Origin of the sequence: Mannheimia haemolytica, assembly GCA_900638155.1 — a bacterium.
GTDB classification, from domain to species: domain Bacteria; phylum Pseudomonadota; class Gammaproteobacteria; order Enterobacterales; family Pasteurellaceae; genus Mannheimia; species Mannheimia glucosida.
Window position 1 is genome coordinate 333,856 of sequence record LR134495.1, and the last position, 15,013, is coordinate 348,868.

The window sequence follows — 15,013 nt, forward strand, 5'->3', positions numbered from 1 at the left end:
ACTAAATTGTGTGCCATTTTAGATTAAAGTTCCGCAGGTTGAGCTTTCGCTTTCACCGCAAAGCTAAGCATAAAGCCCAGCAGTAAGCCACTTAATGCCCCAATCATTAGCCAAAATAGGCGATCAGGCGATTCCGATTTAAGTGGAACGGTAGGCGATTTAACCAAGCGATAAGCCGTGAGTTGGTTGTCTAACGGCTGAACAGAACGCATCATTTGCAGTTTAGCTGCCCAATCTTGTGAGCCTTGCTTACCGTTAATATTCAACTCCGAAGCAGTTTTAATTTGCTGGAACAATACTTTCCATTTCGCAATTAAATCCGCATTTAATTTATCTCGAGCTTGCATGTTTGCCACTGGAATAAAATCGGCTAATAATTTTTGCGCCTCTTCCACATTTTCTGAAATTAAGCTGATATTATCTGCTGAAGTTGCCATATCTTTTTCAAAACGGAATTGCTCCAATAATTCAGCCACTACCACCGCCGGTGATTTCTTTGCAACCTGAGCTTTTAATTTCACCGCTTCTGTTTGTAGCAAATAGGCTTGGAGCAAGTCGGCAGACGTGAGGTTACGTTTAAATTCCGCATAAACCTGTTCACTTGCCTGTTGCTGTGCCATTTGGCTATTTGCCTCTTGGTTATTACTATTCAAAAAATGATAAGTAGAAAGCAGCGAGTAGTAATTGCCTAAATCGGGAATAGTTGGTTGCTCAAACTGAGCGGTCACTTTCCATTTTTCAGGCTGAGTATAACTTAAACCATAACCGGCACCTGCCCCGATAGCAGTAAATAAAATTAGCACTAAAAGTCGATAAAATAAGGTTTTCACAACATATCCTTTAAAGTTGTTTACTACGTTTTGCACGGCGTTTTAAACGGCGGATAAAACGGGTTACACGCCAAGCGTGGGTAATGGAATAGGCATATAGGAAAAACAGCCCGATAAACATCAGCATCATCACCCACTGATTCCAATAATACACCTCGCCTAATACCCCAATGGCGGCACAAAATCCCGCCCAAAGGGTAATCACCAATAATGCTTGGCGAGAGGTAAGCCCTGCTCGCATCATTAAATGGTGTAAGTGCAAGCGGTCTGGTTTGAACGGACTTTTACCTTTTTTCAAGCGGCGGATAATCACCGCAACCATATCAATTAACGGCACGGCAATCAGCCACAAACCGGTAATCGGGCTAATTGGCGAGCCTTGACCTTGGGTGCTTAACAGTAAAATCCAAATAATGGTAAAGCCAATCAGCATACTCCCTGAGTCGCCCATAAACACTTTCCATTTCGCCCCAAACAGGCTCAAATTAAACATTGCATACGGCAACAACACAAAGATAAGGGCAAAGCACCAATAGCCCAAACTTGGTTCGCCATTAATGAACATTAAAGTGCCGAGGCCGGCAAAACTGACGCTGGAAAGCCCAGCCAATAAGCCATCAATCCCATCAACCATATTAAACGCATTAATGACACCGATGGTGATAAACACGGTAAAGAAAATACCGAGCCAACCTAACTCAATACTAAAAGGAGCAATAATTTGCCCTAAACTGCTAAGTGACAAACCGCTCGCCACCATAGCTCCGGCAAGTGCCGCTTGAATTCCGGCACGCAGTAACGGGCTAATGTCAAACCTATCGTCTAACACACCGATAATCAGCAAAATAGTTACCGCTGTCAGATAAAGCTCGGGCAATCGCATATCTTGCCACTGCATAAAATAGAAGGTGAGATTGCCGATAAATAATGCAATACCACCAATTAACGGAATCAACCCCTGATGGCGTTTACGGAAGTTCGGTTTATCAACCAAGCCGACAAATTCCGCCACCGGACGCATCACAATCAGGGCTAAAAAAGAAACAATAAATACGGTTAAAAAAGTAAGCCACATACAGGGATTGCCTCAAAAAATGAGCCATAAAATAGGAATGCAGAATAGCATAAGGCAACAAAATCGTAAATTTTTTTAGCGAAAACAAGGGCTTTTCAGTACAATAACAGGCAAATTTTTACATTAAAAGAAAGGAATTGATATGTCTATTTCAGAACAACTGTTTGAACAAGCCCAAAAAGTGATTCCGGGCGGCGTAAACTCCCCTGTGCGTGCATTTAAAGGCGTGGGTGGCACGCCGGTTTTTATTGAAAAAGCCGAAGGAGCTTATATTACCGATAGCGACGGCAAACAATACATCGACTATGTCGGATCTTGGGGCCCGATGGTACTCGGGCATAACCACCCAGCGATTATTGATGCGGTGCTAAAAGCCGTGCCAAAAGGCTTAAGTTTCGGTGCCCCAACGTCAGCAGAAATCACACTTGCCGAATTAGTGTGCAAATTAGTGCCATCGATTGAAATGGTGAGAATGGTGAGCAGCGGCACAGAGGCAACAATGTCTGCCATTCGTTTGGCTCGTGGCTATACTAATCGAGATAAAATCATCAAATTTGAAGGCTGCTACCACGGACATTCCGATTCTCTGTTAGTAAAAGCCGGTTCAGGTGCTTTAACCCTTGGTCAGCCAAGTGGCCCAGGCGTGCCGGCTGATTTCGCCAAGCATACGCTCACTTGCACCTATAATGATTTAGATTCAGTAAAAGCGGCGTTTGAGGAATATCCAAATGAGATCGCTTGTTTAATTGTTGAGCCTGTTGCCGGCAATATGAACTGTATTCCGCCACAAAAAGGCTTTTTACAAGGCTTGCGTGAGCTTTGCACACAATATGGTGCGGTATTCATTATTGATGAAGTAATGACCGGCTTCCGTGTCGCACTCGGTGGGGCACAATCTTACTACGACATAACACCAGATTTAACCACGCTCGGCAAAATTATCGGCGGCGGAATGCCGGTGGGGGCATTTGGGGGTAAAAAAGAGATTATGGAATACATCGCCCCAACCGGCCCGGTTTACCAAGCCGGCACACTCTCTGGCAACCCGATTGCAATGGCAGCAGGTTTGGCGTGCTTAACTGAATTATCAAAAGCAGGCAATGAAAGTATTTTAGCGGAAAAAACCAAAACCCTCGCTGAAGGCTTTAAAGCTCTTGCAGATAAGCACAATGTACCGCTTACAGTGCAATACGTTGGCGGAATGTTCGGCTTATTCTTCACCGAACAAAAAGCCATTACCAACTTCCAAGAAGTAATGAAATGCGATGCCACCAAATTCAACCGTTTCTTCCACCTAATGTTAGAACAAGGCGTATATTTAGCCCCATCAGCATTTGAGGCTGGGTTTATGTCTTTAGCTCATAGTGATGAAGATATTGCCCGCACGTTAGAGGCTGCGGATAAGGCATTTGCTCAGCTTTAGAAGAATGACAAGCGGTTGGATTTACTCGCTACGCTCGCTCCTTCGGAGCCGTTGGCAACGCCAACTCTCAAACTCAAGCGTTTGTTGAGAAAAATTTGCAGATTTTTGAGGAAATTTGACCGCTTGTATTAAAGATACCATTTATCAGATGGTTCAAGTGCTAATTCTTGTATTATCAGAAGCAAGTTAGGTTAGTCAATTTAGGTATAACTAAGATTTTCAATACAATAATATACTTATATTTAAAGGATAGATTATTATGGCTAGAACTAAAACAAATCGTATAAATATCTTTAAATTAAGATCACTTTTTACTATCGATAATTTCTCTTCTATAAATGAATACGAAAAGATTTTCTCAGACGAAAAAAGCAGCTTATTTATACAAAAAAATAAAAGAAGCACTCCTGAATGGAGTAAATTTATAGCACCATTAGCACCTGAAATATCATTCGAGAATTATTCAAATAGTTTTATCTATCTAATAAACTATAAAAATAACCTTTATGCCCTTACTGGTGGATATGGGTTTAAGATTATTCAAGAGTATATTGAAGATGAATTTGGATTAGATGTCGCCTTGCGATTAATAGATAATTTATCTATTTCTGCTATCCATCAGTTTTCTATAAAGAGCCAAACAAGGCAAATACAAAGAAGTGTAGCGAACTATAACCCTAACTTCGACAATGAAAACTATAATAAAATATTAAAAAGTATATCAGGAAAAGGGGAGTTCTCAGGAAAACACTTTGTAGTGCAAGGTAAATCATCTATTATTCTCCGCACAGAAAAAGATATTAGAAAGATAGAGCAGGTGCTTGATGAAATTAATAAAATTCTAGGACAAGAAGAAAAAATTAAGATACCAAAATCATATCAACAAGTTAAAAATAAGGAATTAATACATAAGTTAAATTTAAATTGTTATCGAAAACTATATAAGTTCTATAAAAATATCAATAGCGGAGAATCTACCTTATACTTAGACTTACCAGATCCATTCAAACGATTTGATTATTCTGAATATGAATTATCTATTAAAAATAATAATTTCAAAATAGATGAGCTTGATATAGATGAAATCAAAGCCCTTATTCAAGAAAATTTTCAAATGAATCTATCTCTTAAAGAACTATTAAATATACATATTATGGGAATAATAACTGAGGGAGAAAAAGATTTCTATCACAATAACTCACTAGAAAGGCTTATTGTTTGCGAAACTTCTTTAAATAATCAACATTACGTGAAATTAGATGGCAAATGGTTTAATATTTTAGATAATATCATTTCTTTTATAGATGATAAAATAAGAAATATTACCATTGAAAATGACTATCTACCAAAATGGAATGCTGATGACATAAAAAACAAAATTATTTCCATAGAAAAAAATGAGGGTAGAAAAAATTATGCTGAACAGATATATAATGATGAGGTTTCTAAACAGAAAGGTTTCTTATTACTTGATCGAAATTTAATTAAGACTGATGAAAAGTCAAAAATTGAACTTGCCGACCTTTATGATCATAGTAAACATCGTTTTATTCACATTAAAAATGTCTGGGGAGCAAAATCCTCATACCTATTTTCACAAGCATATATAGCATCTACTTTATATGCAAACTCAAAAGAATTTAGGGAAAAATGTACAAGCGTCTTTACTATTTCAGAAGAAACAAAGAAAACTGTTGTAATTGCTATTGCAATAGAATCTAAGAAAATTAGTGGTTTTCCTCTTAATATGAGTTCTTTCTCGAAGATAAGTTTATTTAATACTATAAATAATATAAGGAATGATGGATATGATGTTATTTTAACTCCAATAGAAATCATATAATAAACAAAAAGCCCTCAGAACTTTCATTCCGGGGGCTTTTTTATCTTACGCTAAAAATTACTCCTCATCACCCGCATTTAACAACGCTGCTAAACTTTGGGTTGCATCGTCTGCAACAAATTCAAATTCAGCTTCGATGTCTGCATCGGTAACGAATGAATTGGCTTTAGCTGCCGGTGCTTCAAATTCAGGAACGACTGCAATGCCTGCTTCCAGTTGGGCACGTTTTTTAGCACGATTTTGGTGGTAAGCAAAGCCGGTACCTGCCGGAATTAAGCGACCAACAATTACGTTCTCTTTCAAGCCACGCAATTCATCTTGTTTACCTGCCACTGCAGCTTCGGTAAGCACTCGAGTGGTTTCTTGGAACGAGGCTGCAGAAATAAAGCTTTCCGTTGCAAGAGATGCTTTAGTAATACCAAGCAATTCACGTTCAAACTCAACAAGTGGTTTGCCTTCTGCTGCACGTTTGCGGTTAACAATTTTCACACGTGCCACTTCAACTTGCTCACCCTCTAAGAATTCAGAGTCGTAAGCGTTGCTGATCACGGCTTTACGCAACATTTGACGAACAATCACTTCGATGTGCTTGTCGTTAATTTTTACCCCTTGTAAGCGGTAAACTTCTTGCACTTCGTTTACGATGTAGTCGGTTACCGCGTGAACACCACGTAAGCGTAAGATGTCGTGTGGAGTTTCTGCACCGTCTGAGATCACATCACCACGTTGTACCATCTCGCCTTCGAATACGTTGAGCTGACGCCATTTTGGAATCATCTCTTCAAATGCTTCACCTTCCGCCGGTGTAATTACCAAGCGGCGTTTACCTTTGGTTTCTTTACCGAATGACACGATACCTGAAATTTCTGCCAAGATTGCCGGCTCTTTCGGTTTACGAGCTTCGAATAAGTCTGCCACGCGTGGAAGACCACCGGTAATATCTTTCGTACCCACAGATTCTTGTGGAATACGTGCTAAGGCTTCACCGACTTCGATTTCTGCACCATCGTCTAAGGTTACGATTGCTTTACCCGGTAAGAAGTATTGTGCTGCAACGTCTGTACCCGGAATTAAGATGTCTTTGCCGTTGCTATCAACTAAGCGTAATGCCGGACGTAAATCTTTACCTGCAGTTGCACGTTCACCTACATCTTGCACCACGATAGATGATAAACCGGTTAATTCATCGGTTTGACGAGTAACGGTTAAGCCATCTACGATGTCGCTAAATTGGATACGACCTGATACCTCTGAGATAACTGGCATTGTGTGCGGATCCCAGTTCGCAACCACTTCACCCACTGCTACTTCTGCACCGTCGTTTTTAGAAAGCACCGCACCGTAAGGCACTTTATAGTTTTCTTTGGTACGACCGAAGGTGTCGATTACAGTTAATTCAGTATTACGAGAAGTTAATACGATTTTGCCTTCTTTGTTGGTTACAAATTTAGCGTTAGTTAATTTAATCGTACCTGCGTTTTTCACTTGGATGCTAGATTCTTTTGCTGCCGCAGAAGCCGCACCACCGATATGGAACGTACGCATCGTTAACTGTGTACCCGGCTCACCGATAGATTGTGCCGCAATAACACCCACTGCCTCACCTTGGTTGATTAAGTGACCACGAGCCAAGTCACGTCCGTAACATTTCGCACACACACCGAAGTCTGTATCACAAGTTACTACCGAACGTACTTTGATCACATCGACAGATTCACGATCTACCACATCACACCATTTTTCATCTAATAAGGTGTTGCGTGGAATTAATACTTCATCTGTACCCGGTTTTAACACGTCTTCTGCCACCACACGACCTAATACACGATCACGCAGGGCTTCTTTCACATCACCACCTTCGATAAGTGGTGTCATCACGATACCTTCGTGCGTACCACAGTCATCTTCAATGATAACTAAATCTTGTGCTACATCAACCAAACGACGGGTTAAGTAACCGGAGTTAGCTGTTTTTAATGCGGTATCGGCAAGACCTTTACGTGCACCGTGGGTTGAAATAAAGTACTGTAATACGTTCAAACCTTCACGGAAGTTTGCCGTGATTGGGGTTTCGATAATCGAGCCGTCCGGACGAGCCATCAAGCCACGCATACCCGCTAACTGACGAATCTGTGCCGCAGAACCACGCGCACCGGAGTCCGCCATCATAAAGATACTGTTAAATGAGGCTTGTTTTTCCGGATTACCTTCACGGTTAATTACTTCTTCCGTTGAAAGGTTTTCCATCATCGCTTTCGCAACACGTTCATTTGCTGCAGCCCAAATATCGATCACTTTGTTATAACGCTCACCGGCTGTTACTAAACCGCCGTTGAATTGTTCTTGGATCTCAGCGACTTCCGCTTCTGCCGCTTCGATGATTGCATATTTTTGCTCCGGAATTACCATATCGTCGATACCTACTGAGGCACCAGAACGAGCCGCATAAGCAAAGCCGGTATACATAATTTGGTCAGCTAAAACCACAGATTCTTTTAAACCTAAACGGCGATAGCTCTCGTTAATTAATTTAGAGATCGCTTTTTTACCTAATGTTTGGTTGAACAAGCTAAACGGCATACCTTTTGGTGCAATCATCCATAAGATTGAACGACCAATGGTGGTATCCACTAATGATGTTTTTGCTTCAAATTCGCCTGCTTCGTTTTTCTCATATTCTGTGACACGCACTTTAACACGAGAGTGTAATTCAGCCTGACCGGTACGGTATGCTTTTTCCGCTTCACGAGGGTCAAGGAAGTACATTCCCTCACCTTTACCGTTTACTTTCTCACGGGTCATATAGTAAAGACCAAGTACAACGTCCTGAGATGGTACGATAATCGGATCACCACTTGCCGGTGAAAGTACGTTGTTGGTGGACATCATTAACGCACGAGCTTCTAACTGTGCTTCTAGTGTTAATGGAACGTGAACCGCCATTTGGTCACCATCGAAGTCCGCGTTGAACGCCGCACACACGAGTGGGTGTAACTGAATCGCTTTACCTTCAATCAATAACGGCTCAAACGCTTGGATACCTAAACGGTGAAGTGTTGGTGCACGGTTAAGTAGAATCGGGTGTTCACGAATCACTTCAGCAAGAATATCCCATACGATTGGATCTTCACGCTCTACCATTTTCTTCGCAGCTTTAATGGTTGAAGCAATGCCACGGTTTTCTAATTTTGAATAGATAAACGGACGGAATAATTCCAATGCCATTTTCTTCGGTAAACCACATTGGTGTAAGCGTAAGTATGGACCTACGGTAATTACCGAACGGCCTGAGTAATCTACACGTTTACCTAATAAGTTTTGACGGAAACGACCTTGTTTACCTTTGATCATATCTGCCAACGATTTTAACGGACGTTTGTTCGAACCGGTAATCGCACGACCACGGCGACCGTTATCTAATAACGCATCGACCGACTCTTGTAACATACGTTTTTCGTTACGCACGATGATGTCCGGTGCAACTAAATCTAACAAACGTTTTAAACGGTTGTTACGGTTAATTACACGGCGGTATAAATCGTTTAAGTCAGAAGTCGCAAAACGTCCACCATCAAGCGGTACTAACGGACGTAAATCCGGTGGAAGTACCGGTAATACCGTCATCACCATCCATTCCGGTTTGTTGCCGGATTGTAAGAATGCTTCTAAGGTTTTTAAACGCTTAGTGATTTTTTTACGCTTGGTTTCTGAATTGGTTTCTTGTAACTCTTCACGCAAAGTTTCGCATTGGTGTTCTAAATCTAAATCACGAAGTAATGCTTGGATACCCTCTGCACCCATTTTCGCTTCAAATTCATCGCCCCAACGCTCTTCAGCGTCCATAAATTGTTCTTCGGTTAATAACTGATTTTTCTCTAAATCGGTCATTCCCGGCTCAGTAACTACATAAGATTCAAAATAAAGCACACGTTCAATATCACGCAACGGCATATCTAAGATTAAACCGATACGGGACGGCAGTGATTTTAAGAACCAGATGTGTGCGACTGGGCAAGCTAATTCAATGTGTCCCATACGCTCACGACGTACTTTGGTTTGGGTTACTTCAACACCACATTTTTCACAAATTACGCCACGGTGTTTTAAACGTTTATATTTCCCACACAAGCACTCGTAATCTTTCACCGGCCCGAAAATACGTGCACAGAATAAACCGTCACGTTCCGGCTTGAAGGTACGATAGTTAATGGTTTCCGGTTTTTTCACTTCACCAAAAGACCAAGAACGGATCTTGTCCGGTGATGCTAAACCAATTTTAATCACATCAAAATCTTCGTTCGATTTTGTTTGTGCTTTTAAAAACTTCACTAAGTCTTTCACTTTTTTGCCCCTAGGGTAGGTTTTTAAGTTCGCCCCGCCATCAGCCGAGCGAGTAAATTTTGAGTACAAGCGGCTAGATTTTACAAAATTTTTACCAAAATCGACCGCTTGTTATTTCGTTTGTGTGGGCGAATATTATTCGCCCCTACATTTATTCAAACGAAATTACGCTTCGTCCAGCTCCATATCAATCGCTAATGCACGGATCTCTTTGGTAATTACGTTAAAGGATTCTGGAATACCCGGCTCCATATAATGTGTACCATCTACGATGTTTTTATACATCTTCGTACGACCGTTCACATCGTCCGATTTCACCGTAAGCATTTCTTGAAGAGTATAAGCCGCACCGTATGCTTCTAATGCCCAAACCTCCATCTCACCGAAACGCTGACCACCGAATTGAGCTTTACCACCCAATGGTTGTTGAGTAACAAGGCTATAAGAACCGGTTGAACGAGCGTGCATTTTGTCATCAACCAAGTGGTTCAATTTGAGCATATACATATAACCAACGGTTACCGGACGCTCAAATTTCTCACCGGTACGACCATCATAAAGTGTGATCTGACCAGAAGTCGGCAAGCCACCTAACTCTAATAAGCCTTTGATTTCGCTTTCGTGTGCACCATCGAATACCGGTGTGGCAAGTGGTAAACCTTTACGTAAGTTTTGGGCTAAACGCATCACTTCTTCATCAGAGAATGTGCTTAAATCCACCGATTGTGCACCGTGACCTAAATCGTAGGCTTTTTGCATATATTCACGTAATTTAGCCACTTCTTGTTGCTGTTTGATCATCTTATCAATCTGATCACCGATACCACGAGCCGCTAAGCCTAAGTGAGTTTCTAAGATCTGACCGATGTTCATACGAGACGGTACGCCCAGCGGGTTCAATACGATTTCAACCGGCTGACCGTTCTCATCGTATGGCATATCTTCTACAGGGTTGATTTTCGAGATAACCCCTTTGTTACCGTGACGACCCGCCATCTTATCACCCGGCTGGATTTGGCGTTTCACCGCAAGGTAAACTTTCACCACTTTTAACACACCCGGTGCTAAATCGTCGCCTTGGATAATCTTGTTGCGTTTGATCTCAAGTTTACGTTCAAATTCTTTGCGTAACTCTTCGTGCTGTTCCGCTAACTGTTCTAATTGATTTTGCTTCGCTTCGTCTTCAAGGGTTTGTTCTAACCATTTTTCACGAGCCACGCCATCTAATGCAGACTCTTTAACGCCGCCTTCAATTAATAGGTTGCGAACACGAGTAAATAAACCGGCTTCTAAGATTTCCAACTCTTCCGCTAAGTCTTTCTTCGCTTCACGCAGTTGCATCTCTTCGATTTCTTTCGCACGTTTATCTTTCTCTACGCCATCACGGGTAAATACTTGAACATCGATAACCGTACCTGAAGTGCCGTTTGGTACACGCAATGATGAATCTTTCACATCAGAGGCTTTTTCACCGAAGATCGCACGTAATAGTTTTTCTTCCGGTGTTAATTGGGTTTCACCTTTAGGAGTTACTTTACCTACTAAGATGTCGCCACCTTTCACTTCCGCACCGATGTAAACGATACCTGATTCATCTAATTTGCTTAATGCAGATTCACCCACGTTTGGAATATCGGCAGTGATCTCTTCTGCACCTAACTTGGTATCACGCGCCACACAAGATAATTCTTGAATGTGGATAGTGGTAAAGCGGTCTTCTTGTACCACACGCTCAGACACTAACATTGAGTCTTCGAAGTTATAACCGTTCCAAGGCATAAATGCCACACGGATATTTTGACCTAATGCTAATTCACCTAAGTCTGTTGAAGGGCCGTCTGCTAAGATTTCACCACGAGCAACCGGCTCACCTAAGTTCACACAAGGCACTTGGTTGATACAGGTGTTTTGGTTTGAACGGGTGTATTTGATTAAGTTATAAATATCAATACCCGCTTCGCCCGGAATGGTTTCATCTTCATTCACTTTCACCACAATGCGTGATGCATCAACATACTGAACTGTACCACCACGTTTTGCGACAATCGCTACACCTGAGTCAAGAGCGATAGGTTTTTCCATACCGGTACCGACTAATGGTTTGTCCGCACGTAATGTTGGAACAGCCTGACGTTGCATGTTCGCACCCATTAACGCACGGTTCGCATCGTCGTGCTCAAGGAACGGAATTAACGCTGCTGCCACAGAAACTACTTGTTGGGTTGAGATGTCCATATATTGAACTTCTTCCGGTTTAAATAAGCCCGATTCACCTTGCTGACGGCAAGTCACATAAGTATCGGTAAAACGGAAGTTCTCATCTAAATCTGAGTTTGCCTGTGCAATGATATTGTTGCTTTCTTCAATCGCAGATAAATACTCGATCTCTTCAGTGACTTGACCATTCACCACTTTACGGAATGGAGTCTCTAAGAAACCGTAGTTATTAGTACGAGCATACACCGATAGTGAGTTGATCAAACCGATATTCGGGCCTTCAGGCGTTTCGATTGGACATAAACGACCATAGTGAGTCGGGTGTACGTCACGCACCTCAAAGCCGGCACGCTCACGGGTTAAACCACCCGGGCCTAATGCTGAGATACGGCGTTTATGTGTTACCTCTGAAAGCGGGTTGTTTTGGTCCATAAATTGCGAAAGCTGTGATGAACCAAAGAACTCTTTCACTGCTGCTGAAATTGGTTTAGCGTTGATTAAATCTTGTGGCGTTACACCATCTAAATCGCCTAAAGATAAACGCTCACGCACCGCACGTTCTACACGCACCAAACCAATGCGGAATTGGTTTTCTGCCATTTCACCAACGCTGCGGATACGACGGTTACCTAAGTGGTCGATATCGTCCACTTCACCGCGGCCGTTACGGATTTCGATTAATTTTTTCATTACACCGATGATGTCATCGTTGCTTAAAATACCGCTGCCTACGCCTTCCGGAATATCTAATGAGCGGTTAAACTTCATACGACCTACCGCAGATAAATCGTAACGCTCCGCTGAGAAGAACATATTGTCAAATAAGGCTTCTGCCGCTTCTTTTGTTGGTGGCTCACCCGGACGCATCATACGGTAAATTTCAACCAACGCACTTAAACGGTCATAAGTTGGATCAACGCGTAAGGTTTCAGAAATATAAGAACCGTGGTCTAAATCGTTGGTAAATAATACTTCAATCTCTTTATAGCCGGCTTGCGATAAGTTCGCCAACATTTCCATTGAGATTTCCATATTCGCCGGGCAAATCACTTCACCTGAAGATAAATCAACGTAATCTTGAGCCGCAACCTTGCCGACAATATATTCCACCGGCACTTCAATTTGAGTGATATTGTCTTTTTCTAATGCACGAATATGACGAGCGGTAATACGGCGACCCATTTCAACATACACTTTGCCGTTTGCTGCAATATCAAATGATGCAGTCTCGCCTCTTAAACGCTCAGGCACTAACGTCATTAATAATTTGTTCTCAACTACTTCAAATTTAATTTTCTCGAAGAATAAATTTAGAATTTCTTCGGTGGTGTAGCCTAATGCACGCAGAATAATGGTTGCCGGCAATTTACGACGACGGTCGATACGGGCAAATAAGTTATCTTTCGGGTCGAACTCGAAATCTAACCAAGAACCACGGTAAGGAATAATACGTGCGTTATAAAGCACTTTACCTGAAGAGTGGGTTTTACCTTTGTCAGAATCGAAGAACACGCCCGGGCTACGGTGTAATTGAGAAACGATAACACGTTCGGTACCGTTAATCACGAAAGTACCGTTGTCAGTCATTAATGGGATTTCGCCCATATACACGTTTTGCTCTTTAATGTCTTTTACCGTACCGGCTGCGGCTTCACGGTCATAAGATACTAAACGCAATTTCACGCGTAATGGTGCAGCGTAGGTTGTGCCACGAATTTGGCATTCACGCACGTCAAACACCGGCTCGCCTAATTCGTAAGAAACGTATTGTAATTCTGTTGCTCCATTATTGCTTACAATCGGGAAAACAGAACGGAATGCCGCTTCTAAACCTTGTTGCCCTTCAGGATCTTTTTCGATAAATTTTTCAAAAGAATCAAGCTGAATTGTTAATAGATAAGGTACGTTCAGAACTTGTGGGCGTTTGCCAAAGCTCTTACGGATACGCTTTTTCTCGGAATATGAATATGCCATTTTTTAAGATAGCCTCTGAAATATATTTTGGTTGAGATTACACAATCCGACACGAAAGACTCGGTTGGAAGTGGCATTATAAAAAACTGTACGAGATGTCATTTTCCAATCGCCAATCAAGCAGTCAAAAATCACTACTGCAAGCGGTCAAATTGGGCAGGAAATTTGCAAATGTTGCTGATTAAAATGACAAAATCAGCCCTTGCGTTCAAGCACAAAAGGCTGACCGGTCAAGCCGTCAGCCAATTTTTGCTAAAAATGGTTAGGAATTATAGCGGATTTTGTAAATTTTGGCAACAAATTGACCGCTTGCAAAAACAAGCCCCAAGATTCTACTTGAGGCTTAATAGCTAGAAGATAGCCTCTAAACGTACAAATGTCTGAATAAAGTGCTTACGATCTTTATCTTTGTCGTTATAAAAACTGATTTCAGGCTGGATAAAGAGCCAGTTGCGCCAGATTGGTTGACGATAGGAGACAAATGGACCCCAATAGTTAAATTTTGATAACTCTTTATCTAAACGCCCCCCCATACTGATACCATAGCTGATGTGCGTGAGTGGTTTGAAGTTATGTTGCCGATATAAACTATTTCCCCAACTTCTTTCTTCATCTACATCATGGCGATATTCAAAATTGGTGTGGTTCATAATAAAGGTGGTATCCGTTTCGGTATATTTATTTTCAAAGTTAGTACGTAAATAGTGCTTACTCTCTGAACCGTAACGATAAATCTGCTCTAGACGGGTGCTGAACTGGTCGGTGATTTTCCAATCTTTACTGAGGCGTAAACGTCCGAAAATATCGCTTCCCGAACGAATACCAGCATCTAAATCGGTCTCAATCCCTAAAGCCTTAATGCCATCAGACCAACGTAAACCAATAGAAGAGTTCGAATCTCTCGCTTCACGAGAATTATAGCGTTTATTTGGATTGACGTTTTTATACAATTTTCCAGCATGATTTTTATCGGTAAGCTCATTATCCAGTTCGTCATCACCAAATACGACATTTAGACGCTTTTTCAAGATAGGGAGTTTGATTTTACCACGAACACGGGGCTTATAAGTAAATTTATCGTGTTTATCCCAACGGCTATCTAACATTACCCGTAAAGAAGCCGTTCCCGGTTTATCAGGGTCTGCATCACCTAGCCAACTGTTAATATTATTCGCCCAACGATCTAAGGTGGTGCTTATTGTTTCATGTTTCTTGTCTACCCAAGTGTCATTTTCTTCTGCCATCACCATAACAGGTGTAAGTGCTAGTAACGGAATAAGACATTTTGTTTTCATAATATTCTCCTTTTT

General features: G+C 41.6%; 7 protein-coding genes. 2 read left to right on the forward strand and 5 right to left on the reverse strand.

Features of this window, described 5'->3' with window-relative positions; all coding sequences use genetic code 11:
- Nucleotides 1-23: 23 nt before the first annotated feature.
- Together EL242_RS01840 and wecA are read right to left on the reverse strand one after the other, a co-directional pair.
- Nucleotides 24-830 (reverse strand): LPS chain length-determining protein, encoded by an 807-nt coding sequence (locus tag EL242_RS01840; protein WP_126301281.1) that lies wholly within the window; start codon nucleotides 828-830, stop codon nucleotides 24-26.
- Nucleotides 831-840: 10 nt separating this feature from the next.
- On the reverse strand, nucleotides 841-1,905 hold the full coding sequence (gene wecA, locus EL242_RS01845; RefSeq protein ID WP_126301282.1) for a UDP-N-acetylglucosamine--undecaprenyl-phosphate N-acetylglucosaminephosphotransferase: 1,065 nt from the start codon (nucleotides 1,903-1,905) through the stop codon (nucleotides 841-843).
- 142 nt (nucleotides 1,906-2,047) lie between these two features.
- Here wecA and hemL point away from each other — a divergent pair, with 142 nt between their 5' ends.
- Both hemL and EL242_RS01855 read left to right on the forward strand, forming a co-directional pair.
- Nucleotides 2,048-3,328: a glutamate-1-semialdehyde 2,1-aminomutase gene (hemL, locus tag EL242_RS01850; RefSeq protein WP_126301283.1), complete on the forward strand. Its 1,281-nt coding sequence runs from the start codon at nucleotides 2,048-2,050 to the stop codon at nucleotides 3,326-3,328.
- A gap of 259 nt (nucleotides 3,329-3,587) precedes the next feature.
- Complete coding sequence (locus EL242_RS01855) at nucleotides 3,588-5,171, forward strand: DUF6119 family protein (protein ID WP_126301284.1); 1,584 nt, start codon at nucleotides 3,588-3,590, stop codon at nucleotides 5,169-5,171.
- A gap of 57 nt (nucleotides 5,172-5,228) precedes the next feature.
- Here EL242_RS01855 and rpoC read toward each other — a convergent pair whose 3' ends face one another.
- From rpoC to EL242_RS01875, 3 genes are all read right to left on the reverse strand, one after another.
- The gene (rpoC, locus tag EL242_RS01860) at nucleotides 5,229-9,512 is read right to left on the reverse strand and encodes a DNA-directed RNA polymerase subunit beta' (RefSeq protein ID WP_126301285.1); all 4,284 of its coding nucleotides are present in this window, start codon (nucleotides 9,510-9,512) and stop codon (nucleotides 5,229-5,231) included.
- A gap of 165 nt (nucleotides 9,513-9,677) precedes the next feature.
- Nucleotides 9,678-13,703 carry a DNA-directed RNA polymerase subunit beta gene (rpoB, locus tag EL242_RS01865; RefSeq protein WP_126301286.1) on the reverse strand — a complete coding sequence of 1,342 codons (4,026 nt, stop codon included), beginning with the start codon at nucleotides 13,701-13,703 and terminating at the stop codon, nucleotides 9,678-9,680.
- A 350-nt stretch (nucleotides 13,704-14,053) separates the two neighbouring features.
- Nucleotides 14,054-14,998: a hypothetical protein gene (locus tag EL242_RS01875; RefSeq protein ID WP_413463074.1), complete on the reverse strand. Its 945-nt coding sequence runs from the start codon at nucleotides 14,996-14,998 to the stop codon at nucleotides 14,054-14,056.
- Nucleotides 14,999-15,013 lie beyond the last annotated feature (15 nt).